The sequence below is a fragment of the Phycisphaerales bacterium genome (genome assembly GCA_040217175.1).
Taxonomy (GTDB): Bacteria; Planctomycetota; Phycisphaerae; order Phycisphaerales; family UBA1924; genus JAHCJI01.
Genome location: JAVJNT010000001.1, coordinates 106345 through 132664, shown reverse-complemented (window position 1 = coordinate 132664; position 26320 = coordinate 106345). Strand labels below are relative to the sequence as shown.

General features: G+C 68.5%; 18 protein-coding genes and 1 other RNA gene. 9 read left to right on the top strand and 10 right to left on the bottom strand.

Features of this window, described 5'->3' with window-relative positions; all coding sequences use genetic code 11:
- Window positions 1-32: 32 nt before the first annotated feature.
- The 3 genes from RIA68_00575 to ffs form a co-directional block, all read right to left on the bottom strand.
- Window positions 33-3071 carry a VWA domain-containing protein gene (locus tag RIA68_00575; GenBank protein ID MEQ8315925.1) on the bottom strand — a complete coding sequence of 1013 codons (3039 nt, stop codon included), beginning with the start codon at window positions 3069-3071 and terminating at the stop codon, window positions 33-35.
- The gene (locus RIA68_00570) at window positions 3068-5560 is read right to left on the bottom strand and encodes a hypothetical protein (protein MEQ8315924.1); all 2493 of its coding nucleotides are present in this window, start codon (window positions 5558-5560) and stop codon (window positions 3068-3070) included. The genes RIA68_00575 and RIA68_00570 overlap by 4 nt, the downstream gene beginning before the upstream one ends.
- Window positions 5561-5677: 117 nt before the next feature.
- An RNA gene (gene ffs / locus RIA68_00565) (signal recognition particle sRNA small type) lies at window positions 5678-5777 on the bottom strand.
- A 173-nt stretch (window positions 5778-5950) separates the two neighbouring features.
- On the opposite strand from ffs, the gene RIA68_00560 reads away from it, so the two are divergent.
- Complete coding sequence (locus tag RIA68_00560; GenBank protein MEQ8315923.1) at window positions 5951-7186, top strand: hypothetical protein; 1236 nt, start codon at window positions 5951-5953, stop codon at window positions 7184-7186.
- A gap of 1 nt (window position 7187) precedes the next feature.
- On the opposite strand, the gene RIA68_00555 is transcribed toward RIA68_00560, so the two are convergent.
- On the bottom strand, window positions 7188-7994 hold the full coding sequence (locus RIA68_00555) for a GC-type dockerin domain-anchored protein (protein MEQ8315922.1): 807 nt from the start codon (window positions 7992-7994) through the stop codon (window positions 7188-7190).
- Between the two features lie 169 nt (window positions 7995-8163).
- Between RIA68_00555 and hrpA the strand changes: the two genes are divergently transcribed.
- Genes hrpA through RIA68_00540 form a run of 3 tightly spaced genes read left to right on the top strand, consistent with a single transcriptional unit; the run spans window position 8164 to window position 13243 of the window.
- Window positions 8164-12162, top strand: coding sequence for an ATP-dependent RNA helicase HrpA (gene hrpA / locus RIA68_00550; protein MEQ8315921.1), 3999 nt, complete (start codon window positions 8164-8166; stop codon window positions 12160-12162).
- Between the two features lie 17 nt (window positions 12163-12179).
- Window positions 12180-12698, top strand: coding sequence for a hypothetical protein (locus RIA68_00545; GenBank protein ID MEQ8315920.1), 519 nt, complete (start codon window positions 12180-12182; stop codon window positions 12696-12698).
- 59 nt (window positions 12699-12757) lie between these two features.
- Window positions 12758-13243, top strand: coding sequence for a hypothetical protein (locus RIA68_00540; protein ID MEQ8315919.1), 486 nt, complete (start codon window positions 12758-12760; stop codon window positions 13241-13243).
- Window positions 13244-13253: 10 nt separating this feature from the next.
- On the opposite strand, the gene RIA68_00535 is transcribed toward RIA68_00540, so the two are convergent.
- Window positions 13254-14444 carry a N(4)-(beta-N-acetylglucosaminyl)-L-asparaginase gene (locus tag RIA68_00535; protein MEQ8315918.1) on the bottom strand — a complete coding sequence of 397 codons (1191 nt, stop codon included), beginning with the start codon at window positions 14442-14444 and terminating at the stop codon, window positions 13254-13256.
- A 248-nt stretch (window positions 14445-14692) separates the two neighbouring features.
- On the opposite strand from RIA68_00535, the gene RIA68_00530 reads away from it, so the two are divergent.
- The gene (locus tag RIA68_00530; GenBank protein MEQ8315917.1) at window positions 14693-16099 is read left to right on the top strand and encodes a hypothetical protein; all 1407 of its coding nucleotides are present in this window, start codon (window positions 14693-14695) and stop codon (window positions 16097-16099) included.
- A gap of 11 nt (window positions 16100-16110) precedes the next feature.
- Here RIA68_00530 and RIA68_00525 read toward each other — a convergent pair whose 3' ends face one another.
- Complete coding sequence (locus RIA68_00525) at window positions 16111-16389, bottom strand: hypothetical protein (GenBank protein ID MEQ8315916.1); 279 nt, start codon at window positions 16387-16389, stop codon at window positions 16111-16113.
- 868 nt (window positions 16390-17257) lie between these two features.
- Here RIA68_00525 and RIA68_00520 point away from each other — a divergent pair.
- Complete coding sequence (locus RIA68_00520; GenBank protein MEQ8315915.1) at window positions 17258-17971, top strand: AbiV family abortive infection protein; 714 nt, start codon at window positions 17258-17260, stop codon at window positions 17969-17971.
- Window positions 17972-17984: 13 nt separating this feature from the next.
- The gene (locus RIA68_00515; GenBank protein ID MEQ8315914.1) at window positions 17985-19208 is read left to right on the top strand and encodes a HEPN/Toprim-associated domain-containing protein; all 1224 of its coding nucleotides are present in this window, start codon (window positions 17985-17987) and stop codon (window positions 19206-19208) included.
- 27 nt (window positions 19209-19235) lie between these two features.
- Here the strand turns inward: RIA68_00515 and RIA68_00510 are convergent, their stop codons facing one another.
- The gene (locus tag RIA68_00510) at window positions 19236-19358 is read right to left on the bottom strand and encodes a hypothetical protein (GenBank protein ID MEQ8315913.1); all 123 of its coding nucleotides are present in this window, start codon (window positions 19356-19358) and stop codon (window positions 19236-19238) included.
- A 396-nt stretch (window positions 19359-19754) separates the two neighbouring features.
- Between RIA68_00510 and RIA68_00505 the strand changes: the two genes are divergently transcribed.
- Window positions 19755-20441, top strand: coding sequence for a hypothetical protein (locus RIA68_00505; protein MEQ8315912.1), 687 nt, complete (start codon window positions 19755-19757; stop codon window positions 20439-20441).
- A gap of 379 nt (window positions 20442-20820) precedes the next feature.
- Window positions 20821-21132: a hypothetical protein gene (locus RIA68_00500; protein MEQ8315911.1), complete on the top strand. Its 312-nt coding sequence runs from the start codon at window positions 20821-20823 to the stop codon at window positions 21130-21132.
- Window positions 21133-21171: 39 nt separating this feature from the next.
- Here RIA68_00500 and ggt read toward each other — a convergent pair whose 3' ends face one another.
- The 3 genes from ggt to RIA68_00485 are packed head-to-tail and all read right to left on the bottom strand — an operon-like array spanning window position 21172 to window position 26215.
- The gene (gene ggt, locus RIA68_00495) at window positions 21172-22923 is read right to left on the bottom strand and encodes a gamma-glutamyltransferase (protein MEQ8315910.1); all 1752 of its coding nucleotides are present in this window, start codon (window positions 22921-22923) and stop codon (window positions 21172-21174) included.
- Window positions 22920-24278, bottom strand: a complete 1359-nt coding sequence (locus RIA68_00490; protein ID MEQ8315909.1) for a succinylglutamate desuccinylase/aspartoacylase family protein — start codon at window positions 24276-24278, stop codon at window positions 22920-22922. Before RIA68_00490 ends, ggt begins: the two co-directional genes overlap by 4 nt.
- Entirely contained in the window at window positions 24275-26215 is a 1941-nt protein-coding gene (locus tag RIA68_00485) for a CBS domain-containing protein (GenBank protein MEQ8315908.1), read from the bottom strand. The genes RIA68_00490 and RIA68_00485 overlap by 4 nt, the downstream gene beginning before the upstream one ends.
- Window positions 26216-26320: the final 105 nt, after the last annotated feature.

Below are 26320 nucleotides of genomic sequence, written 5' to 3'. Positions count from 1 at the left end.
GACCGCGTTGTGAGGCGTACGGCCCGGGTCGGTCAATCTTCCTCGAACCTCTGCCGCGCCCGTCGCTTGGCTGCGAGCAACCCGCTTTCGGCCTCGGGCTCGGCCTTGGGCGGCGGCGTTTTCCGCGGCTCAGTCGGCACGCTCGGATCAGATGGGGCCGCGGACTCTCTGGCTCGGGCCGCCAGCCGCTCGGCCCGAGCGCGGAGGATGCGCTGCTGAGCCTCGTGAGCCGATCGCTGTGCATCGGCGGCGGTCGCCGAAACGTCGACGTCGGCGTTCCGCGTCCGGCGGACGCGGTCGTCGGCTTTCGCACCAGCCTGGGTCCGCAGGGCACCGATCGATCGGCCGGCGGCGCGACCCTGCGACGTGAGCGTCGCCGTCGCACGGAGCCAGTCGGCCCCGAACGCGCTGCTGAGCAGCCGATCCCAAGCAACACGGCGCGTGCCGATGTCGAGCACCAGGACGGCCAGGGCCCAACCAAGCGCGATCTGCCAGAGTGGGTTGCGCGATTCGCTCGGGCGGACGTCGCCGCGATCGAAGACGCGCTCTGCGTCGGCGAAGCTCAGTACCCGGCCGCCGGTTGCCTCGGCGATCGCGCGCACGGCAGTAGCATTCGAAGACAGGCTGCGATACTCGACGCCACCAGAGACAGGAACGCCAGCGAGCATCGGCGGCAACGGCCGCCCCTCGCGCGTCGGTCGCACGACCACGACGTACGAGCCGGCGCCCGTGATGGCCCGCGATGCTTCGTACGTGCCCGGCCCGACCTGGCCCAATGCGGCGTCGAACGCCCGGCCCTGGGGGTCGTAGATCGTGCCCGTCGCGGCAATGCCATCGATCGGCACGCCGTCCTCGTCGTAGGCCTCGACCTGCAGCGTCAGCCGACCATCGTCGTGCCTGACACGCATGGTCAGCCCGGCATCCTCGGTGTTCCGGCTCATCGCCCGCGTGAGCTGGCCCCAGAACCGCTCGTATCCTGCCCACGAAACCCACCGCTCGGCCCATCGATCGGTGTCGGAAGTGAACGCCGCGACCTGGCCCAGCCCGGCATTCCAGTGAGCCAGCAGCGGCTCGCCTTGGCGGGTCGCCATCGCAAGCGTAATGGTCGGATCGTCTTTCGCGCGGGTCAGGTTGATGCCCGCCAGCAGCGGTGGTGTCCCCAGGCCGACGGTGGCAGGCGAGGGCGAAGGCAGCAAGACCGGCGTGATCTGCCCCTCGCGCACCAGCGGCGAGCGCGTGACTTGCACTTCGCTGAGGAACACCTGCGGCAGCACGTTTGGGTTGATGACGTTATAGAACGTGCCATCGGCGGCCTCGGCCACCTGCTTCATGGTGTCGGTGTCGGCGGCATCCCCCACCGCGATCGTGCTGATCGTGATGTCTCGCGCGTGGATCTGCGACGCCAACCCTGGCAGGACCTGCGCATCGGTCGACAGTCCGTCGGTCAGCACGATGATGTGCCGGCTCTTGGCTTCGACGCTACCAACCTGGTCGGCTGCGAGGCGGAGCGCTGGACCGACGCGCGTGCCGCCGCCCGAAGGAATGCCCCGGATCTTGGCTGCAGTATCGCGCGGGTCGGTGTTGGGGCCGATCGGTACGACCAGGTTCGTCGAGTTGTTGAAGGAGATGACCGCGACCTGATCGGTGTCGTGCAGGTTGAGCACGGCCAGCGATGCGGCCTCGTTGGCGATGCGCTGCTGCGACCGCGCCGAGCCGAGCACGCTGCGTCGCATGCTGCCGGAGTTGTCGAGCACGATGGCGATGGCGACCTCGGGCGTCTGGACACGCTGCGGGAGGTCGAGGTGGACGGGAAGGATTGCCTCTATGGGAGAGCCACGCCAGCCGCCCGAGCCGAACGAGCGGTCGCCGCCCACCATGATCAATCCGCCGCCCAACTCGGTCACGAACGTCGCGAGTGCTTCCTGTGCATCCTGGGGCACTTCGTCCGCGCCGACGCCGACCAGCAACACCAGGTCGTACGCCTCGAACTCGACCAGATCGGTTGGGACGCCTACGGGCGAGCGGCGTTCGATTGTCAGGCCCAGGCGTTCGAGCGTCTCGATCAGTGTCTGACCCTGGGCGGTCCCGTCGCCGCGAACGAAAAGCACGGCTCCGTCGCCGGGCGAGATGGTAAAGGCCCGGCCGCTGTTGTTGGCAAGCGTCGTGTCGGCCACGACGCCCTCGCGTTCCTCGGGCTCGAATACGGCTTCGAATCGATGGATGCGTCCTTCGGGCAGAGGTACCTGGAAGAGCTCGACGCTCCGCCCTTCGTCGAGCAGGACGCGTCGCTCCTGGCCGATGTCCCGGCCGTTCAGCAGGAGTCGGAGCGTGCCGGCGGCGGGCGCGGTTGCGCGCAGGCCGACGCGTATTGGTGTGACCGAGCCCCTGGCGGCGCGCGGCGGCGCGTCAACGAACTCGACGAGCACCTCGCGTCGCACGAAGTACTCGATGGGCACCACGTCAATCGGTAGTCCGCCGCGAGCGGCCTCGCCGAGCGTGCGTGCACGCGCGAGGCGTTCGGCAGCGGCGAGCTCGTCGCCGATCGTTGCGTTGCCATCGGTGATGAGCACGATTCGCCCGGCCGCGTCGGTCGGAATCATCGCGGCCGCCGCGTTGAGGGCCGAAGCGATGTCGGTGCCGGCCTCGCCGAGTTCGGGCAGGCCACGGTCGGCTACCGGGCCAGACGAGGGGGACAGCACGGGGGCAGGCTGATCGGCGAAAGCAAGCACCCCCAGCATGTCGTCGCGCTCGCGGTCTTCGCCGGCTTGTTCGATGAACCGACGAGCGTTCAGCACGGGCGAGCCGCTCGCGTCGTCGGATGGGCCGTAGCGGAGTACGGACCCGGACACGTCGACGGCGATCACGACGGCCATGCGATCGTTCTCGCGAATGCCGCTGATGCCGGCCAGCGCGACGGCGATCAACGAGAAGAGCACGAGCCGTGCGATGGCCGCGGTGCTCCGCCGCGTGCGTGTCATGGTGCGGAACGCTGCCAGCGCCATCACGCCGAGGGGCACTGCGGCAATCGCCGCCATTAGCCACCAGGCGTTCTCGAACGCGAACTGCCTCACGAGCCACCACCGCCTGAGGACTCGCCGGCGGGCGTCGGCGCCTGCTGGCCGAATCGCTCGGCGTACCGCTGGAACACCTTGCGAATGAGCTCGCTGCGACGCCTCGGCACGCGTTCCCGCTCGATGGCGTCTTGGGCGCCTCGCGCGGCTCGCTGCACGTCTTGCGCTGCTGGCGAGGACCCGTCGCCAGGTACGTCACGTCCTTCGCCGAACCACTCGGCCACGGTACGCATGGCCTCGTCCTGGCCTGCCTCGGACCGAGTCATGTCCATGAGTTCGCGCTGCCAGGGATCGACGTCGTCTGGCCCTTCGCCCGGCCGACGATCGTCATCGGGCACGAGCTCTTCGCCCGGTCCGCCCTGCTCGTCTCCCGGCTCGCCGCCGGGCGCCATGCCCTCCTGGCCCTCCGGGTCTTGGCGTCCCTGCTCACGCAGGCGGTCCAGCAACTCCTGCTGCTCCTCGGGCGACATGTTGTCGAACGCTTCGCGAGCCCGACGCCGCAGGTCTTCGGCTTGCTGCTGCTGACGCTGGGCATCGCGCGGCCGGTCGGCAAGGTCCCGAAGTCGTTCGGACAGGCCTTGTCGCTGATCACCCTGCGACTCGCCATGCTCTCGGCCTTCCTGCTCGCCTTCCTGTTCCTGGGCCTGTTCGCCGGACTGTTCGCCGGGTTGCTCGCCCGGTCGCTGCTCGGACGCCTGGTCACCCGTCTGCGATGGATCGGACGAAGCGCCCGGCGTTAGTTCTCGAGACGTTTGCTCTTGCTGACCCGGCTCTTGTTGGCCCGGCTCGGACTGGCCTTGCTCGGACTGCGACGGTTCCTGGCTGGGCTGCTGCGGTTGCTCTCCGGGTTGCTCTCCACCCGGCTCGGCCTGCCTCGGCTCGGTCTGGCCGGACTCGCGTTGCCCGGACTCGGACGGCTCGCCCGCCTGCTCGCGTTGATCTTGCGCCCCTTGCCGCTCGCCCTGACCGGGCTCCGGTTGCCCCTGCTCCTGCGACTGCTCCTGGCCTTCTTGCGGTTGCTCTTGTGACTCGCCGGGCTGCTGTTCGATCTCGTCGGCCTGCTCGCGGATCGACTCGCTGAGCCGCTGCTGCTGGTCCTGGGCGTCGCGCCGGGCCTGCTCGCGCTGCTGCTCTTCGGAGTTGGCCTCGGAACCGGTCTGGTCCTGTTGTTCGCTTCGTTCGCGGTCGCCGGATTGCTCGTCGCGCGCCGGCTCCTGCTGGGCATCCGATTGCTGATCGTTGATTCCTTGATCCCGCTCGCCCGGCTGCGCATCGCGGTCTTCGGGCTGCGGCGCCGATGAGTCACCGGGATCTTGCGGTTCCTGCTCGGGCGACTGCTCCGGTTGCGGCGTTTGGCTCTGCCGAGGATCCTGCGGCGTCGCTGGGTCTTGCTGCTCGGTCGCGGGCGGCGTGGGCTCTGCCCGGCCGGCTTGCTGATCGAGGCGCTCGGCCATATCGCGGAGCCGCTCGGCGGCCTCACGCCGTTCCTCTTCGGTGACGCCGGCATCTTCGGACCGCTCGCGCAATTCCTCGGCGGCCTCGGCGGCCCGTTCCAGGTCGCCGCGCTCCATCGCGTCCGCCAGTCGCTCGGCGGCGCCGCGCAGCGAGTCTTCCGCCAGTCGCTCGGCGTCGGCGGTTTGCTCGAGCCTCGACAGGGCGTCCCGGAGTGCCTCGTCGGCGAGCTCACGGCGTCGGGCGTCGTCCTCAATCGCCTCGGCGGCTTCTGTGGCGGCAGCCGCCGCCTCAGTCATCGCCTCCTGCGGATCACGCGATCCTTGGGCAAGTTCGTCCTCGATTTCGCGCAGGCGTTCGAGCTCTCGCTGCACGCGATCGCTCGCCTCGTCCTGCTCGTCGAGCCCTGCCTCGGCGGCTTGCTGCTCCAGCGCCTCGGCCAGGCCCTCGATGCCCTGCCGTGCTTGCTCGACCTGCTGCGGATCGGTTCGTACGACCGACGCTTCCTGGGCGATCGGCTGTCGTCCCCAAGGCGGGAGCAAGGCGGCCGCCGCAACAGCAACCGCGACGACCAGCGGACCGACGATCGAGCCACGGCCCAGCCGCACCGGCACAACCTCGGTTGGCTTGATCTGGCTCGCAACCGACTCGGCACGCGACACGGCGAGCGCTGAGAAGCCCGGATCTTCGCTGGGCTTGCCACGCGAGAGCAAGACGGCGCTTACGAGCGCATCGCGAAGCCCCGCGTGGGCATCGGCCTCAGCGGCCGCGCTCTCGGTTGAGCGGCGCCGCGACAAGGCCCACACGGCTGCAGCGAGCGCGGACACGATGACCAGTCCAGCAACGGCGGGCGTCGCCCATGCCGCATCCCCGAGGCCCCGCGCCACGACAACGAGCACGAGAGCCGCGAGCCCGGCAACGACGAGGCTTCGCTCCAGCAACCACACGGCGTGCGAGAGTCTCCGTCGGCGGACGATCAGTCTGGCAAGCCGCAGCGTGCGTGTGGGCGTCGGGAGGTTGGGGCGCTCGGTGGTCATGGGCGTACGAGAATCCATCGTCCGTACACGCATTGATACGACAACGAACGCCGGGCGGTGCGGCCCGGGCCGGGCAGACGGGGAACCCTTGACGCATCTGCGGCACCCACCGTGGTTGGTGGCCAGGACACCGGCGGCGCCGGGCAACCGCCGCTTAGGGCTGCTGCGGTCAGGCCCTGACCCGGTTCACGAGGCCACCCACGCACCGGGCCCGGCCACCAACCAGAGGGGGTGCGGGCGGGCGGATGATACCGGACGCTGTAGCAGATTGCAACGGCCCCGAGAAGCCCCCGCCGGCCCCGCGGGCAACACGGCGGCCGCTGGCAACGTATGGTCGATGGTGGGTATGGCGGTCGCGAGCGACCTGCCGCACGAGCACCCGGGGACCCCATGTCGGCACCGATCGATCCTATTGAGAGCCAGCGTCGCCAGCGATTCCTGCTGGTCACGATCGTGCGCGTGGGGTTCTTCGCGCTCTTCCTGACCGTGGCCCTGCTGTTCGTGCTGCGTCCGCCCATCGAGGGCGACCCTGACGAGACCCCGCTGGCCAGCCTCTACTGGTGGGCCACGATGATCGCCGCGTTCGTCATCGCGGCCTCGGCGATCGCCGTCGACCTGCTGACGCCCCGCAAGAAGATCGCAACGCTCGTGAGCGTGTTCGTCGGGCTCGTGCTCGCGACCGTCGCCACGCTGGTCTTGTGGGCCGTGATCGACGTCGTCGTGCAGGCCTGGGGCATCGATCTACCCGAGCTCATGGCCATGGGCAAGATCCTGCTGGGCATTGGTCTTGCCTACCTCGCCATCGTCACCGTCTTCCAGACGCAGGACGACCTCCGCCTCGTGATCCCCTACGTCGAGTTCAGCCGGCAGATCCGCGGTCCGCAGCCGTGGCTGCTCGACACGAGCGCACTCATCGATGGCCGCGTGATCGCGATGGCCGAGACGGGCCTGTTCCAGAGCAGGCTCATCGTCGCGCAGTTCGTGCTCGATGAGCTCCAGCGACTGAGCGACAGCCATGACAAGATGAAGCGGACCAGGGGCCGGGCAGGGCTCGACGCCGTCCGCCGGTTGCAGCGGTCCAGCGCCATCGAGGTCAGCGTCGAATCGGTCACCCAGCACGCAGCCGAGGTCGACCAGGCTCTTATTGAACTCGGCCAGCGCACCCCCGCCACCATCATCACGACCGACAGCGGCCTCGAGCGCGCCGCCAGCATCCACGGCGTTCGCGTACTCAACCTTCATTCCATTGCCCAGTCGATGCGATCGAACGTCATGCCGGGCGAGCGGATCGAGGTCCACCTGCTCCGGGCCGGCGAGCAGCAGGGCCAAGCCGTGGGCTACCTCGACGACGGCACGATGATCGTCGCCGAGGATGGCGGTGACTGCATCGGCGAGCGGGTCGTGCTGACGGTGCGCTCGACCCTGCAGACATCGGCGGGCCGGCTCGTGTTCGCTCGCGTGAACGAGGAAGGCTCGGGCGCGCCGCCGGAGGCCCAATCGCCCATCGAGGCCACGGAAGATGCCGAGCCAATGCCAGAACCGGCATCGCCCCAGCCCACTCGGCGGCTCGGCCCCCCTCCGCGAACGCCCGCACGCCCGCGCACGGGCCGCAATCCCAGGCGCTAGTTCAGCACCCGTCCTGGAAGGCGGAGATGAACCTGAGGAAGTCGAAGATGTCGAATACGCCGTCGCCCGTAAAATCGGCGCGCGGGTTGCGGTTCGTAAACAGGATCTGGTAATCCAGGAAATCGAACAGGTCGAGCGTGCCATCCGCCGTTACGTCCGCACGGCACGTCGTCGCGAAGAACGCCCGCGCCTCGAAGTGAGCCGAGGCGTCGCCGCCGATCGCCGCCGCGTTGCTCGAGAAGTCAACCCGAAGCCGATACTGCCCGGGCTCGAGGTCGCCGGCCGCCGTCTCTCCGGTTGCGCTGTCGCTGGTCCGAAGCACGACCTCGGACACGCGCTGGCCCGAGTCGAGGACGATGACGCCCTCGCCTTCGACGATCAGACGGATGGTGCCGCTATTGGCCGCAGCTCCGACCGCTTCGGACCGGCCGTAGATGGCAGCGAGCGTGAAAGGCGTGGCGATGTCGACGTCGAACAACAGGTTTTCGGTGGCAAACGACGTGGCGCGACCGTCTGGCACGCCCTCGGTCGTCGCGTCCACGTCCAGAACGGCATCGACGACGAAGCTCAGGTCACCCGTCGGCCCGGCATCAAGGTCGATCGAGGCGACGCTGGCCGGAGCCTCGCCCACGGAAAACTCAACATCGAACGTCCGGTAGAGCTGCTCGAAGCGAACGCGCTGCTCGCCGTCGGCAAACGCCGAGGCCGAGGCTGATCGATCGACCGGGTTGATCGGCTGCTGCGCCGCCGCGAACTGGCACACGACCAGTCCTGCCACGCACACGCAGGGCCCGTACTTCCACACCATGGCTGCACCTCCACTGAGCTGTTCCAGTGATCCCTCTCGCGGCCATTGTAATCGATCCACCCGTTCGCGGGAAGAAGAAACGCCGAACACGGACCAATCCGACGGAGATCTTCGCGCAAAGCCGACGCGTCCGGGCCCCGCCGAAATGCGAACTACGATTGTTCGCCGCATGAGTCACAGCCAGCCAGATATTCTCAGGAGCGTCCGTGGCCTGCTCCGTCGCCTGGACGACGCGATGGTCGCCGACCGTCGCCGCTTGCGTCGCCAGCTGCGCACCCTGCGGGATGAGATCTCGCGTGGCCAAGGCACCTCGGACGCATCCGAGGCCCTCCTGAGGGCCCAGAACGCCCTCGAGGCCTCCATTGATCGCCGTGCAGAGCGCGTCAAGGCCATCCCGAAGCCCGACTTCGATCTCGACCTACCGGTGCTCGCGGCCCGCACCGAGATCGAGGAGGCGATCCGCGAGCACCAGGTCGTCGTCGTGTGCGGCGAGACCGGCTCGGGCAAGACCACCCAGCTACCCAAGATCTGCCTTGGTTTGGGTAGGGGCGCGGGCGGGCTTATCGGGCACACCCAGCCACGCCGCATCGCCGCGCGCAGCGTGTCGGCCCGCATCGCGGAAGAGCTGGGCGTCGACCTTGGCGGGCTCGTCGGCTATCAGGTTCGTTTCGACGAGCGGCACGGCGAGGACACGGCCGTCAAGGTGATGACCGATGGCGTGCTGCTTGCCGAGACCCAGCGCGACCGCTGGCTTGAGAAGTACGACACGATCATCGTCGACGAGGCGCACGAGCGCAGCCTGAACATCGACTTCCTGCTGGGCTACCTCAAGCGCCTCATGCCCCGGCGCCCGGACCTGCGGATCATCGTCACCAGCGCCACGATCGATCCCGAGCGATTCAGCGAGCACTTCGATGGTGCACCGATCCTGGAAGTCTCGGGCCGCACGTATCCGGTCGAGCTGCGATACGAGCCGCCGGGCGTCGACCTGACCGACACGCGGGAGCTGGTCAAGGCCACGGTCGACGCGGTGAACAACGTCTGCCATGAAGGTCAGGGCGACGTACTCGTCTTCCTGCCCGGCGAGCGCGAGATCCGCGAGGTCGCCAAGAGCCTGGAGAAGGGCAAGGAGGTTGGCCGCTCGGTGCTACCGCTCTACTCGCGACTGTCGGCCGAAGAACAGAACCGCGTCTTCAGGCCCGGCGGCGGGCGACGCATCGTGCTGGCGACCAACGTCGCCGAGACGTCGATCACCGTGCCTGGCATCCGCTACGTCGTCGACCCGGGCCTTGCGCGGCTCAACCGCTACAGCCCGCGCACGCGTGTGCAGCGCCTGCCCATCGAGAACATCAGCCGGGCCTCGGCCGACCAGCGGGCCGGCCGCTGCGGCCGCGTGGGCCCGGGCATCTGCGTGCGCCTGCACGACGAGAACAGCTACGAGAGCCGGCCGCGGTTTACCGATCCCGAGATCGTCCGCACGAACCTCGCCGGCGTGATCCTGCAGATGAAGGCCCTCAAGCTGGGCGACATCGAGGACTTTCCGCTGCTCGAGCGTCCGGATCGACGGGCCGTGCAGGACGGCCTGCAGACGCTCCGCGAGCTCAGCGCGATCGACGAAGAGCAGCGGCTGACGAAGATCGGCCGCGAGCTGGCGCGCCTGCCGATCGACCCGCGCATCGGCCGCATCCTCATCGCCGCGGCCCGGGAAGATTGCCTCAACGAGATCCTGGTGATCGCCAGCGCGCTCAGCGTGCAGGACCCGCGCGAACGCCCGTTCGACAAGCGCGACCAGGCCGACGAGCTGCACGCCGAGTACGACCACCCCGAGAGCGACTTCCTGGCGTACTGGAACCTCTGGGAGATCGCCCACGGCGGGCGGCGCAACATCACCACCGGCCGACTGGGCAACCTCTGCCGCAGCCGGATGCTCAGCTTCACGCGGATGCGCGAGTGGATCGACACGCAGAAGCAGCTCCGCGGGCTGATGGCCGAGCTGGGCTACCACATCAACAGCAAGCCGGCGACCTACAGCGAGATCCACAAGGCCATCCTGGCGGGGTTCCTCGGCGGCATCGGCAAACGGGGCGACAAGAAGGAGTTCCAGGGTGTCGGCCAGAACTTCGTGATCCACCCGAGCAGCGCGATCCTCGAGGGAGCCAAGCGAAAGGACGCGCCGACGCTCGACTGGATCGTGTCGGCCGAGCTCGTGCGCACGACCAAGCTGTTCGCGCGCACGTGCGCCCGCGTGCGGCCGTCGTGGATCGAGCAGGTCGCCGGCGACCTCTGCAAGCGGACGTACGAAAACCCCCACTTCCGCGCCGGCAGCGGCAAGGTCTACGCCTTCGAGCGCGTCTCGCTCTTCGGGCTCGAGATCATCGCCAAGCGCCGCGTCGACTACGGGCGCGTCAACCCCGCCGAGGCGCGCGAGCTGTTCATTCACCACGGGCTCGTCGACGGCCAGCTCAAGACCGACGCCAAGGCCCTCGAAGCCAACAAGCAGCTCCAGGACGAGCTCCGCACGCTGGAGGACAAGGCCCGACGGCGAGACCTCGTCGCCGACGTCCAGCGGCGATTCGCCTTCTACGAGAAGCGATTGCCCGACAACGTGTGGACGGCCGAGCGCTTCGAGACCTGGCGCCGCCAGGCCGAGAAGGAAGAACCAGGCCGCCTCGAGATGACGACCGGCGACCTGCTCCTGAACGACGCGTCGGCCATTACGCCCGAGCGCTACCCCGACAAGGCCGACGTCAGCGGCACGCGGCTTCCGCTGACCTATCGCTTCGAGCCGGGCGAGGCCGACGACGGCGTGACGGTCAACGTACCCATCGAGGCCCTCGGTCGGCTGCGCACGAGCGACCTCGACTGGATGGTGCCGGGACTGCTCGCCGAGCGCGCCCAGGCAATGCTCCGCGCGCTGCCCAAGGCCGTCCGGCGGAACATCGACGCCAAAGCCGTCGCCCAGGCGTTCGCCGAGGCCAACGCCCAGACCAAGGACCAGCCCAAGGACCAGGCGGATGCGCCCACGCTGGCCGAGGCGCTCGCGACGCACGTGGCGAAGCTCGCCGGCGTCGACGTCGACGCGAACGATCTCGCATCGGCCCCCGTGCCCGAGCACACGCGGCCGAACATCCGCGTGATCGACGGCAAGGGCCACGAGCTCGCGCAGAGCCGCGACCTGATGGGCCTCAAGGCCCGCCTTTCCAACCGCCTGCGCGATGCGCTGCTCAAGGCCGACCGGCGCTGGCCCGACCGCCGCGAGATCACGTCGTGGGACTTCGGCCGCCTGCCCGAGCAGCTCGAGATCCGAAGGCCGGGCGTGCACGTGGTTGCCTACCCGGCCGTCGTCGACATGGGCGACTCGGTGCGCACCGCCATGCTCGAGCGACCCGAGGCGGCCGAGGCCGTCAACCGCCGCGGGGTGCGCCGGCTGATGATGCTCGCCGCCCGCCGCGCGCTGAAGCAGCACGTCGAGAAGCTTCCGGCGATGGACGGGCTGCTGGCGACCTACTCCGTCCTGGGCGCGGCCGACCAGCTCCGCGGCGACCTGCTCGCGCTCGTGGCCGAGGTGGCGTTCATGGAGGGCAAGCCCCTGCCACGCACGAAGGACGAGATGGACGCGGCCATCGAGGACGGGCTGGACGACCTCGGCCGCGCCGCCGACACGGCCGTCACGCTCGCCGACGAGGTGCTGGCGAGGGCCGTTCGGCTGCGGGCGCGCACCGAAGCCGACATCCCCCCGCCGCAGCGGCCGGCCGCCGCCGACGTCGCCGAGCACGTGCGCGCCCTGACGCCGGGCGGCTTCCTGTCGCGCACGCCGCCGGTCTGGCTCGCGCGGCTCCCGAGGTACCTCGACGCCGACCGCCTGCGGCTGGACAAGCTCCGCGGCACGGCGATCGACCGCGACCACCGCGCGATGCAGCAGATCGCCCACCACGAGGCCCGCCGCCGGCGCGTGCTGGCGCTCGGGCCCGATGCGGCGCAGGAGGCCATGGACCGCTGCCCGGCGCTCGCCGAGTATCGCTGGATGTGCGAGGAGCTGCGCGTGGCAACCTATGCGCAGGAGCTGGGCGTCGCGGTGCCAGTGAGCGACGCGAAGCTCGAGTCGCTGTGGCGCCGCGTGCTCGAGGACGCCGCGGGCGTGGCGCCCGAGCTGGCGACCGTCGCGTAGCCTCGTGCGGAGGTGCCATGGGTCTCGCGCTCAAGACGCTCGCCCGCCGCCGGTGCTGCCCGCGATGCGGATACGAGCTCGGCGGCATCGACTCGGGCGCCAATTGCCCCGAGTGCGGCACCGACGCGGCCACGCGTAAGGAGATGCGCGACCGGCGCGAGGACCGCTTCCACTGGCTGACGTGCTATTGGGCCATCGCGTTCTTCGCCGCCCTACCGCTGGTCACCGCGGCCATCAACATCGTGGCGGGCATGGCCTACCTGTGGTCCCGGCCCGGCGGACCGGGCTGGCGGCACACCGAGACCGGCGAGTTCGTGATCCTCGACGTCACGATGGGGCTGACGCTGCTGGGCCTGATGGGCTCGGTGCTGCTGTGGCCCTTCCTGCTCGTGCTGCTCGCATACGTCGCGTGGATCCGGTGGACCGAGCGACACCAGCGACTCCCCCGATGGTGGCTCTGGCTGGTGCTCCCACTGCCCCTCGCGTTGCCGTTCGTGATCTGGGTCGTGATGGGCTGGATGATCTTTCCGGATTGACGGCTTCGTGTTCCGAGTGCTGGGACGAACACGAGCAAGACTATCACGGTACCAGTGCCGTGCGCTGTCCCTTTTGCCAGTATGACCTCTTTGGCATCCCCGACGACTTCGCATGCCCTGAGTGCGGCATGGACCCGGGCGATCGCGCCGACGCTTCTCGGCGGCCGGACCAGGATCTCAAGGTCCTTAGCATCGTCTACGCCGTCCTGTGGATCCCGATCGCGCTCGCCGTGCCCTTTTCCATCGCGACGTACGCTGTCGCGCGCCTGGTCTATGGCGTGGACATGTTCCTGGCATCACAACCGGGCTCGGGGCCTTACCCGTGGATCGACGTACTCGGGGCCTGTGCCGCGTGTTGCGCCTTGTACTGCCTGCTGCTCTGGCTGGCGACGTGGGTGGTTGGGCCGATCATCGTGGGCCTACGGATTCGTCGATTGATGCAAGGGATCGAGACCCCGGCGGCGTTCTGGCTGTGGGTATTCGGCCCGCTCGTCGCGTGCCCGATCGCCTACGTCGGCTCGATGCTCTTCCTCAGCGGCCACTAGTCGACACGCCCTACTCGTACACCGACGCGCACCGCTCGATCCGCGGCCCCTGCGCATCGCACACCGCGAAGCGGCCGCCGGGCATGATCGACGCCGAGCCGAAGGCGCCGTCCTTGCGGACGGCGTAGAGCTTGACGTCGAAGTTGACGCGGCCGTCGTCACTGCGGAGGCGCTTCTCCTTCGTGCGGCGGACGATGTCGCCGGCGACTTCCAGGCACGCCTCGCTCGGTGCCAGCCCGCGTTCCATCGCGCGGACGATGCTGAAGCCGCCGCAGTTCAGGATCACGGCCTCGCCCCGGCCCGTCGCGCCCGCGGCGCCAACTTCATTGTCGCAGTACATGCCCGCCCCGGTGATCGGCGAGTCGCCCACGCGGCCGGGAATCTTCCACGAGAGTCCGCTGGTGGTGGTGCAACTCGCCACGTCGCCGTTGGCGTCGACGGCGCAGCAGTTGATGGTGCCGGTCGTGTACGGCACGCCGCGCCGCCAGCGCACGTCGTGGTCGGCGGCGAGGCGCTCGAGTTCCTGCCCGATCTCGTTCCTCCCGATCGGCCCACGCCCACGGTTCATGGGGTCCTGCGGGTCCCAGTCGAGCTGGTCGTCGTCGAGCCAGTCGTCGCGGTCGTTGAGGTTGGCCTTCCAGCGCATCCACAGGGCGCGGGTGCGGTCGGTCATGAGGTCTTCGCTCTCGAACCCGTGCGCGAGCGCGAAGCGCCGCGCGCCCTCGCCGACAATCAGGCAGTGGTCGGTGCGCTTGAGCACGAGCAGCGCGACGGCGGCGGGGTTCTTGATGCCCTCGATGCACGCGACCGCGCCGCTCTTGTGCGTCGGCCCGTGCATGACCGACGCGTCGAGCTGGATGACGCCCTCCTCGTTGGGCAGGCCGCCCAGGCCGACGGTCAGGTCGTTCGGATCATCCTCGACGAGCGACACGCCGGCGACGATGGCGTCGGCCGGATCGGCCGGGCTCTCTGCTTTGGCCATGAGCCCGTACGCCCGCTCCACCGCCCCCAGCCCGTTCGCGCTGGCGACGACCACGGGGCCGGCCGGCTTCCCATCACCCCCACCACCCCCACCATCCTGCCGCGGCTTCGGCGCCCCCGCCAACGCCCGCCTGGGCAGCCCGAGGCCGATGGACGCCCCGGCGATGCTGGCCGCCCCGATCACCCCGCCCGAGAGCACGTCACGCCGTGAGATGGTCATGGGGCAGCGTAGCCGGGGGGGCATGGCCGGCGGGGTGCCGGGTAGTGCGTGCATGCTGGGGTTCTGGGCGGGTGATCGGCGGGGAGATCGGCGGCCGAACCGACGCGTGCGAGCCGCCGCGACCGCCTCGTTCCGGGGGGCATGCTCCGACCGCCGTCGCGGGCGGATCGCTACCATCGATCCGGGGATGCAGCGCGGATGGGCCCCGCCGCGTCGCCGATGTGGTCGAGATCGTGGAGGGTGAAACGATGCCGCGTACGAACTTCCGACCGTTGGCCACCGCCATTTCCCTGCTCGCCGTCGCCGGCACCGCCGTCGCGCAGCAGACCTCGCGGACCACCGCGCGCTTCACCAGCATCGAGCAGTCGATGTGGGCCAGCGGCGGCGGCTTCGTGTACGACTTCGCGCAGGACTACACCGTGGGCGCTGAGACCGGCTCGCTGCCGATCAACCCGCCCCCGGTCTCGGCCTCGGGCGTCACGGTCGACACGCGGTTCGCCGTGAGCGCGGTCGCCGAGCTGGGCGTGGGCGTGGGCTTCGGGCTCGACAGCGGCACCGTCGACGCGGCGATGTTCTACGACATCGACATGACCGCCCCCACCCTCGTGCTCGGCGGCGGGTTCTTCGATCTCGAGTTCGAGGCCACGCTCTCGCCGGCCTCGCAGCTCATTACGCGCTCGCCCGACGCCTACGCCAACCTCGACGCCATCTTCGCGGTCTCCAACAACCTGTTCGCCGAGGCCATCGTCAGCTGCAGCACGGCGACGGCCATCCTCGGCGGCATCGAGCGCGGCACGTTCCAGCACCGCAGCTACCCGCTCATCGACATCGACCTGCGCGAGACGCTCTTCGGCTTCAACCCCGATGGCGACGGCCGCTTCTATTGGAAGGGCGTCGACGTGGGCGGCGTGGGCCAGGTCATCACCATCGGCAGCCCCCTGGCCCCCGCCGCCGAGATCACGGTCGGCGACTGGCGCATCGACGCTGCGGGCGGCGTCGCCGGCCCCGATCGGCTCGCGGCCGAGGGTGAGATCACGATGCTGACGGCGCTGATCGACGTCGACTCGGCCATCACCGGCGGCTCGGTGGCGACGGGCGCGGGCATCCGCGTGAGCATGAGCGACAACATCGTGCTCGATACCGGCTACGACGTCATCGACTTCGACAACGTCTACGCGATCGGCTACCGCCAGGCGTTCGGGCTCGACGCGGGCGTGCTCGTGACGCTCGACTTCTCGCGGTCGGTCGACCTGCGCTGGCCCGACGGCACGATCACCAGCGGCACGAGCGTGGGCCCGCTGCCGCTGGCCGACGTGCCGCAGGTGCGCGTCGGCACGAACATGGGCACGACCGAGGTCGCCATCCGCCCGACGTACACGCTCGCGGCCGAGCTGACCAACGACACCGACCTGACCTTCGACGTCGACTTCGCCGCCCAGGTCGCCCGCGGCAACTTCGACTTCGAGTTCGACAGCCTGATCTACGACACGACCATCAGCCGCAGCTTCGGCCCGCTGTGGAGCCGGGGCTGGCAGGTGGCCAACCCGACCCTGGACGTCTACACGCAGCGCTTCCCGCTGGGCGGCTTCGCGCCCGTGACGGGCGAACCGGTGAACGTCGTCTCGACGCGCAACGCGTTCCTGCAGGCCCGGTAGGCCACGCGACTCTACGTGCACGCCTCGCCGCACTCGGGGCACGTGACGGCGCCGCGCCGGCGGGGCAGGCCGCTGGTGTCGTAGCCGCAGTTGGGGCAGGCGTCCGGCGGGGCGGGCCGGGTCATCTCGTGCCACACGAGCGCCCCCGCGAGCCCCAGCCCCGCGCCCAGCGGCACGCCCAGGGCGATCCACAGGCCAAGGTCGCCTGAGAGCGCCCCCAGCATCGAGCCGAGCACGACCCCGAGGCCGCTGCCGATCGCCAAGCCGATGCCCACGTGCTGGCCGTCCATGGGCGGAGTGTAGAGATCGCCGGACGCTCGCGAGCGGCCGCCGGTTGGGTCCGAGGTGCTTCGTTCTCGGGGGTGCGGGGCCATACGCGAGTCGCGAGCGCGCGCGGTGTCGGGGCGACGCCGCACCTGCTCGTCGCGAGGGACGGCGTTCTCCGTGCACCGAAAACTCTTCTCCTCGCGATCGAGGAAGTTCTCGTCGCATCGGAAACTGTTCTCCCCGCGACGGAAGGCGTTCTCCTTGCGCCGGAAACCGTTGTCCTTGCGGGGGAAGGAGTTCTCCTCGCGACGGAAATCATTTCCCTCGCGAGGAAAACTCTTTCCCCGGGCCGCCGATGGCCCTGGCGGGCCGTGAGGGCGGCTTTCGTGATCGGACGTGCTCCGCACGGGGCCACTCCGTGGACGGCTTTGGGCGGTCGTGCTCGACGCGCCACCGGCACCCGGGTTCTCGGCCCATCTTGCTCCCTCGCCCCGTCCGCGGGGAGAGGGTTGGGGTGAGGGGTCTTGCACCCGCTCCCCCGCTCCCAGCGGGGCCACTCCGTGGAGGGTTTGTCGAGGTCTTCCGAGACTGAGGGGGTCTTCCGCTCCGAAGGGGCGACGGGCTGGAGCCACGAATGCAGCCGTCACGTAAAGCGGGCCGGCGCAACCGGCGCAAGCGACTCCGCTTCGCGAGCCGCCACGGCGGGGCGGGGGAAGGGGTTGGGCGGTCGCTATTCGCGGAGTTCATCGGGCCCTCCCCTATACTGGATTACGCGTCGCATGGTCGACAGCCGTGCATAGCTGCAACCTTGCGCGATGAGCTGATAGGTGTCATATGGACCCAACGCCGCCTGAGAACTCCACAAGCGAGACGGACACTTTACGCGAAATCTTGGACGCAGCAAGCAAGGTGCGCGATAACGCGGAACAGCTTTACTCTGAGGCCAGGATCCTGCGGGCTGCTGGCGCCCTAGCCAGGTCGCTGTTTCTGCATCAGATCTCACTGGAGGAATGTGCAAAAGTCGACATGCTCGGAGCCTGGGCAGTATCACAGCAATTGACAGGCGAGACTACTGACAGCAAGAAGTTTTGGAAAGCACTCGCGAGCCACAAGGCGAAGAACTCCACTAATGCCTACTTAATGCCAGCAACTGAAGCCGAAAGACGAGCGAGGGAGGCTGGTGACTGGAGTGCGGCGATCCAGTTTTTCCTAGATGACAAGACACAGTTCCATAATGATTCAAATACAGCGAAGAACGCCGCGCTCTATGTTGATGTTCGAGAGGGCTTTTGCTCCACCCCTGTCGAGCAGATCTCTGAATCGATGGTAAAAGAGATCGTAGCTCGAAACGAGCGCTTTCTTACTCATGCGAACACTCACGTCAGGGTGCTAGCGCGCTGGGTGGAGAGCCCAGCTGAGTTTGTTGAGATAAACCGCTGGTTTGTTGAACGGGCTAAGGAACTGCAAGACCTCGATGCGACGGATCCGGAGCAGATAGTGAGCACCTTGCTTGAAGACGGGCATCAAAAGCATCTTGAGCTACTCTTAAAAAGGACGAAGCAGGGAGAGCCAACTACGACATCGGACGCAACGGGAAAGGCCTAGCAACTTGGGCACAATGATCACCCTAGCCCTGGGCAAGCTCGAAGTTGATTGGGGCAAGAACCGCTTCTTCTCCGATCACGGCTCCCTGTTCCAAACGTCAGATCTCAAACCCGTGCCGTCTTATTACGCGAGCGAAGACTGGCCAGACGGCGATCCTGTCGTGGAAATGAATGAAGGTTTCGGCAAGCCGCTCGGTGAGGTAGTGGACCGGCTTGAGCTACTTGGTGTGACCATGGCTGCGGTAGAGCACCAGTACGCAGAGCTCCACCAGTTCCATGACCTCCCAGAACAACCAATTCCTTTTCGCGAACTCTGTGATGCCCTCGTGACTATCGACGTCAGCATGATTAGCGGAGACTACAGTGGCGACTACGATCCGGGCGAGTTTGTGTGGAAGGAGATTCTTGATCGCCTTCGACTAAGCCCTGAGGGGCAACGATCCGACCTCCGGGATGCGAGCCTGCTCCTCGAAGGCTTCAGCGCAAACGCAACGCTTCGACTGCTTGCCCGGAACCCCAAGAACCTCGACCTCGATGTGAGTTGGGACTTCGGACCTCTTGTACGAGAAGGTTGGGCTACCCGCCAGGAGTTTCAAGCCGGCGCCTCGCGCGGACAGCGGTTTCTCGTGGTCGCTGAGGGCAGTTCCGATGCCAAGATCATCCAGCAAGCGCTGCGATTGTACCGTCCGCACATTGCCGACTTCTTCCAATTCATTGATATGGAAGAAGGCTATCCATTCGCAGGAACTGGGAATCTCCACCGCTTCACACAGGGGCTGGTCAGCATCGGGATTCAGAACAACACTATCATTCTCTATGACAACGACGCAGCAGGTGTGGCTCAGTACAATAAAACAAAGAGCCTCTCGCTTCCGGCAAACCTCAAAGTTCTCCATTTGCCAGACCTGCCAGAACTATCAAATATTGCGACGATGGGTCCCGAAGGAGTTTCTTCTGCCGACGTCAACGGCAGGGCCGCTTCAATTGAGTGCTATCTAGATCTGAATCGATCCGACATGCCGGAGCCACAGGTTCGATGGACGATGTATGACCAGGATACGGACCGATACCACGGCGTATTGGAACACAAGACCAAGTACATGAAGGACTTTCTAAATCTTCGGATTGCCAACACCAACTATGACTCGACCAAGATCGAAGCTGTCCTCGATGCAATTGTTGCTCAATGTGTTTCAATCGCTGAAGCAAAGCTCATCGGCAACGCCTTCCCTCGCTGACGTGACGACTGTTAGTCTCCAACACCCTCACCGCCCATTCCCGTCCTTCTCCCCCGGCTTGCCGGAAATCCTCTCCGCCTCCTCCACGAACCGATCAAAATCGCTCGGCTCGCTCGCCTCGCGCAGGCGCCGGGACTCGTCGGTGATCAAACGCAAGACCCCCTCAGTCTCGGAAGACCTCGACAGCTCCCCCGCTGGGAGCGGGGGAGCGGGAGCTCGTGCTTCCTTGCGGCTGCGTGCGGCGTGGACGTGGCGGACTCGGAGCGGGGGTGGGCCGGCAATTGAAAGTAAACCCCTCACCCCGGCCCTCTCCCCGCACGCGGGGAGAGGGGGGAAGACGGCCGAGCCCAATAAGAACCCTCATCCCGGCCCCCCAGGGCCGATCCGCCCCGGTACTCGGACCACACCCCCACTTTTCCGCCCCAATCCTCACCCACGGAGTGGAGTGACTCCTCGATCCACTCGATACACACCCTGCGGGCGGCACGACCGGCACGGGACCGGCGGCCGACCCGGGATGATCGACGGATCCACCGGAGGCCGACCATGGCACGAGTCCCCGACACCGACGCCGCGTTCCTCGACTTCGCACGCGAGCACATCGACGTCTGGAGCGGCGGCGAGGAGCCGCCACCGGTCATCGGGTTATCGTCCCAGCAGTTGCTCGATACGGAGTCTGCGACGGCGGCCGCCGAGGCGGCCGACCAGGCCGCTCGCGAGGCCCGCAACGCCAGCAAGGCCGCCACCGTTGCCAAGCGCAACGCGTTCGCCGCCCTGGAGGCCATCATCGGCGCCGACATCGACACCATCGACGCCTTCGCCAAGGCCACCCAGGACCCCGACGTCTACGCCCTCGCCCAGATCGATCCGCCCAAGGAGCCCAGCGAGCGGCCCGCGCCGCCCAAGCCCACCGACCTGGCGCTCACCAGCTTCCCCGACGGCTCGCTCCGCCTGAGCTTCAAGGTCAGCGCCGCCGGCGCCGTCTTCGAGGTCCAGCGCTCGACGACCGACCTCGTCGGCCAGGACAGCCCGTGGACGACCATCGCCGTGACGGGCGAGAAGATGTACACCGACCCGGCCGTGCCCGGCGGGCTGCGGAGCATCCAGTACCGCGTCCGCGGCATCCTGGGCAACAACAACGCCGGCGAATGGTCCACGCCCGAGCCCCTGAGCTTCGGCAGCCAGGGCAGCCAGTCCGGCCCGGCGAGCGCGGCGTCGGAGGACGCGGCGTAAGGCCGCCAACCAAACCCCACGAGACGATGACGCCCGGGCGCCTGTTGGCCCGGGCGTTGTCGTTGGGTTGGTTGGGTAGTTCTGAAGGCGGCCTACCGGCCGGGCCGCTCAGCGGCCTCGCCTCCCGCACGCGCTCTCGCTCGAAGACTCGCTCGGCGGATGCTCCGGCGTCCGATCTCCCCCACTTCGTCTCTCCGACTCTCAGTCTCTCCGTCGTCCCTTCGTGCCTCCGTGCCTCCGTGCCTCCGTCCCTTCGTGCCTCGTCTCCCCTCCGTCGCTCCGTCGCTCCGTCGCTTCCTCCCCACCCCTGAAACCCGACCCCCCAAAATCCCACCTACCCTGACGGACGTCCCGCCCCTTCCCCACAAAGGACCTTGCCATGCAAGAGAACCCCATGGTCACCGGCTTCGACCCCTCCTTCATCGCCCTGGTCGCCATCGTCGGCGGCGTGCTGCTGGCGAGCATCTTCTTCTTCATGGCCTTCCTGCAGGCCATCCTCAAGAACCGCCAGCAGGAGATGACCACCCGCGAGATCGCCGCGTACGTGGCCGAGGGCTCCATCTCCGCCGAGGACGCCGAGCGCATCCTGCACGGCAGCCGCCCGTGGCACGAGATCCGCGAGATCGCCCGGGCCGGCAAGAGCTACTGCGACGCCCAGAAGGCCAAGAAGCACGGGGCCGTGCCGGCCTGACGCCCGTCGCGTCGCAGCCCGCCCGAACTCACGAGTCCATCACGGACGAACGGCCGCCCCGCCCTTGCGCGGGTCGGCCGCGCCATCGAGCTCGCCCGTCGTGGGATCGCGCCGGATGGCCTGCACCGCGCCGATGTCGTCGCGCGAGAACACGTCGTGGCCGAGTTGCTCGAGCGCCCGGCTCCAGCCCGCCGCGGGCTCGGCGCCGTCGCGCACCTCGACGTAGAGCCGGTCGGGCAGCCACTGGTGGTGCAGCCGCGGGGCGTCGACGGCTTGCTTGGCGGTCGCGCCGCCGCGGAGCATCCGCAGCAGGACCTGGGCCGTCGACGTGATGATCCGTGGCCCGCCCGAGGCGCCCGCGACCGCCGTGACCTCTCCATCCGCATCGAGCACGATCGTCGGCGACATGCTCGAGAGCGGCCGCTTGCCGGGCTCGGGCAGGTTGTCGTCGGACTGCACGAGCCCGAACGCGTTCGCCTCGCCCCGCTTGGTCGTGAAGTCGTCCATCTGGTCGTTCAGGCAGAAACCGAAGCCCCGGGCGCCGACCATGGAGCCGAAGGCCAGGTTGATCGTCTCGGTGCACGCGACCGCACCGCCGTTGGCGTCGATCACCGAGATGTGGCTCGTGCCACCATCCTCGGGAAGGGCGACCGGAACGAGCGATGCCGTGCCGTACGCCTCGGGCTCGAGCACGCCCCGCGGGTCGATCGCCGCGGCCATGCGGTCGAGCGCGTCTTGCGAGAGCATGGCCGCCACCGGCACGTCGACGAACGCCGGGTCGGCCATGTGCCGTGACCGGTCGGCGAAGGCGTGCTTCATGCTCTCGGCCAGCGCGTGCGCCTCGGCGGGCGCGGGCCAGCCCGTCGCGGGCATGGCGAGGTCGAGCCGCTCGGCCAGCGCGAGGACCTGCGCGATCGCCACGCCGCCGCTCGAGGGCGGCGGCATCGACAACACCGTCCTCCCGCCGATGGTCGCGCGCACCGGCTCGACCTGTCGCAGCTGGTAGCCCGCGAGGTCCTCCATGGTCAGCACGCCGCCGTCGGCCCGCACCGACTCGACGATGGCCTCGGCGATGGCCCCGCGGTAGAACGCATCGGCCCCGTCGCGCGCGATCAACACGAGCGCCGCCGCCTGCTCGGGCAACCGGATGCGGTCGCCGACCTCGAGGCGCCCCTCGTCCGCCAGGCGCTCCCACACGAGCGGGAAGCGGCGACGCCACGACTCGTCGGCCTCGAAGCGATCAACCAGCGACCGCACGGTGCGCACGTGGTGCGGATCGGCTTCGAAGCCCCCCTCGGCGAGTTCGATCGCCGGGGCCAGCACGACGTCGCGCGGCAGCGTGCCGTAGTTCTCCAGCGCGTGCAGCAAGCCCGCCACCGTGCCCGGCACCCCCACCGCCATGCCGCCGCGTTGCGACGCGAGGGGATCGTCGAGCCCGGCGTAGGTATCGGGGCCGACCCCGGCCGGGCACGTCTCGCGGTAGTTGATCGCGATCGTGACGTCGCCGTGCCGCGGATCGTCGACGAGGTGGATGAGCATGAAGCCCCCGCCGCCGATGCCGCAGGCGTCGCTGCGCACGACCGACAGGGCAAAGCTGGTGGCGACGGCGGCGTCGACCGCGTTGCCGCCCCGGGCCAGCATGGTTGCGCCGGCCTGCGCAGCGAGCGGATGGTCGGCGGCGACCATGCCGCCCGTGCGCTGCGGCGCGGGCGCGTCCTGCAATGCTGCCAACGCGGGAGTGATGGCGAGGAAAGCACACGCGGCACCCAGTAATTTCATCATGCGCATCATGGCTGGCTTCCTTCCTCGACCCTCGGCCGGGGCGTGACGTCCAAGCGATGGCGGCGGGCGATCCAATCGGTCGGCCGCTCTTCGGGCAGGGCCGCGCGCTCACCGCCCAGCGGGGCGAACCGTACGAGGCCCGCGAGGGCGCGACAGAGGCCCGCCGCCACGCCCGAGATTCGTCGCGGCAGGGACACGTAGGGTGCGTGCGTCCAGCGGACCAATCGGTAGCCGAGCAGGTGCAACACCTCACGCCGTAGCAACGCGGCATACTCGGGCGCGACGACGATGGCGTGCGGCTCGCCCTCGCGCGCTCGCACGCCCGGCAGCAGCCGTGGCGCCCAGCGATGCACCCACGCATGCCGGCGGAGCCACGCCGACATCGAGAGCCATACCCGGCCGACACGCGCGATCACGAAGAACGCGTCGTCGCCGACACGCGTGGACGCCTGTCGATTGGGCAAGAACAGCAAGCCGCCGGCGCTCGCCGTCACGGGCCGCGTATCCTCGACCGCGAGCACCGTCTTCTCGGCGGCGACGGGCATGAACGCGATCGCGCCGGGCTGCATCGCGAACTCGGCGTGGCCGATCCCCACGCGTTGACGAACGTCGTAGAAGTGGCCCGCCCGCCCACCGGCGGCCTGCTCGACCACGTCGTACGGCACCTCACCCGCCGTGGTGCGCACGGATCGCGGAAGCATCCCGAGGCTCGCCATGGCGAGCAGGACGACCGCCTCGTGCACGTCGCTGGACCGAGGGTCGTCGTGCCGGCCGGCCTCGACGATGCACGACACGCAGCCAAGCTCGTTGGTCGCGTAGTCGATCATCAGGCCGGCCAGTTCCTCTTCGAGGCCCAGGATCTTGGGCAGCGGCAGGCCTGCGGCGAATCGACGGGCGGGCAGCGAGTCTTCGAGCGCGACGAACGCCGGGCTGTCGCTCGAGACCGTGTGCAGGTCGAGCAGGTAGGTGGCGCCGTGGGCCTGCGTAGCCAGTCGTCGCAGCTCTTCGATGAGCTGTGCTCGCTCGCGGTGCTCGGACGATGCGTCGCTGGAGCCATCATCGAAACCGTGGAACAGGCGATTGAGGTCGCGGTCGATGTATCGATCGCGCAGCCATGGCTCTGGCGCGTCGATCGAGAGCGCCGCAAGATTGCCGCGCAGCGAGACCAATCGCCCGGCCTGGTACGAGAGGCTTTGATCTTCGAGCCTGTCGTGCACCCGCTTTGCCGCCTCGATGCCCGCTGGCTCATTGGCGTGCAACCCGCCGACGACGATCAGCGTCGGCCCCGGCTGTGGCGACGCGTGGTCGGCGATGCAACGTTCCATGCCGCAGGCGTCCACGCCCTGCGGGTCGGCGGCGATCATGCCCTCGGGGTCTCGCGCAGGGCCCGCTCGAGGAGCGTGCGGGCGATCTTGGCGTAGTCGCGATCCGAGACGATGCCGACGAGCCGCTCGTTCTCGACGACCGGCAGGCACGCGACGCGGTGCTCGCCCATCAGGCGGATGGCCTCGAGCGTGGGCGTATCGGGCGCGACCGTGACCGGGTCGCGGACCATGATCTCCGACACCGGCATCGCGGCGGGGTCTTTCGAAGAACGTTCGTGGGTCAGCACGCGCAGCAACTTGCGATAGCTCACGATGCCCACCAGCCGGTGCTGCGCATCCTCGACGGGGATGTGCCGCACGTGCTCCCAGTCCATGATGGACGCGACCAGATCGATGCACTCGCCCTCGCCCACGGTGAACAGGTCGGTGGTCATGCACTGCGACACGCGTGCATACCCCAGGATCGCGCTGGCTCCGCCGTCGTCGCCCTCGTCGGCGACGATGTTCCATTCGTGCACGGGGCGTTGCCTGTCCTGGCGATCGAGCATCGCACGCGTCAATCCCGAGAGGCTTCCGCGGTGGGACGTCGAGCCTCCCGCCCGCGACGCCGCGTCGAGAATCCAGCGAGAGCCGGTGCGTCCGGACGAAACGCGGGCCTCGATGATGCCCAGCATCCGCTCGACATCGTCCTCGTTGACGCCCGCCGAATCGAGCCCGTTGCGAGCCACGGGCAGGAAGTCCTGAAGGATCAGCTCGGCGATCGGATGGTCGCGGCCGTCGAGCCAGGCCATGTGGGCACTTAGACCATCGCGAGCGGCCCGCAGGAAGTTGTTGCGAGCATCGCCGAGTCCGAGCTTCTTGGAAACGTCGGGCCACGCCGCCGGTCCGGCGACCATCAAGCCGATCCAGAACGCCGCGTTGGCGACCTCGTCCACCATGGTTGGCCCCGATGGCAGCACCCGGTTCTCGATGCGCAGGTGCGGACGCCCATCGGTCACGCCGTAGCACGGCCGCATCCACCGGTACACCGACGAATTGAACGCCTGCCACGACGCGAGCTTGGGCGTCCGGCCGGCCTTGAGTTCCTCGATGGGGTCGGGCTGGTCGTCCGCCGACGCGTACAAGAGCTGGCGGAAGCGGGCGACGTCGGCTCGGAGCACCTCGAGCACGGAAGACTCGACCCAGGCCTCGCCGAACCGGACGCGGCCCACGAAGTCTCGATGCCCGACGCCCTCGCCACGGGTATCGACCGATTGCTGGAAGGTGGCGATGCGCGTCTCGCGCCAGAGGCGTCGGCCGAAGAGCATCGGCGAGTTGACCGCGGCCGCCAGAACCGGCGCCGCGACCGCGAGCGCGACGTTGTATGCACCGGCGAACTCGCCGGGCGTCGTCTGGAAGTGAACCTGGAAGCTGGTGTTGACCGACTCGAGCATGACGCTTGGATGGCGTACGGAGAGCTCGTCGGCACCATCGATGTGCAGCTCGTAGTCGTCGCCGCGGAGCTTGCGGAGCGCCGCGTCGAGGCTGTGGTACCGCGGATTGGGCATGATGTTGTCGGTCGTCAGGTGCGAGAGGTCGACCGTCGGACAGATGCCGGTCATCAACGCTCGTGCGCCGAACGACCGGCATGCGGCGTCGACCTTGCCGTACAGCGTGGCCAATTGTGCCTCGAGCATGGCCAGGCACGGACCGTCGAGATCGATCGGGTCGCAGTTGAATTCGAGGTTGAATCGGGCGATCTCGGGCACGACCCGTTCGTCATCGATGCGTTCGAGCAACGACTCGGCGATCGGAGCCGGCTGCATCGAGCCATCGACGAGGAACAGTTCCTGCTCGACGCCGATGCGACGCCGATCGGTCTCGAACATCGCGTGCTCGAGCATCCATTCCATCGCGTCCAGGTCTCGGAGCACGCGCTGCATCGCCACGCGGTCGGCCTGCCCCCCATCGGCCGAATTGATCCGTTGTACGCCCATGCCGAGATGCCCCCAGGCCGCCGATCGCTCCCGTCGCGCGAGGATAGGCCATTTTCTCGCAAGGCCGAAACCGCCCAAATGGCCGGTATGGCGTCGTCAGGGTGC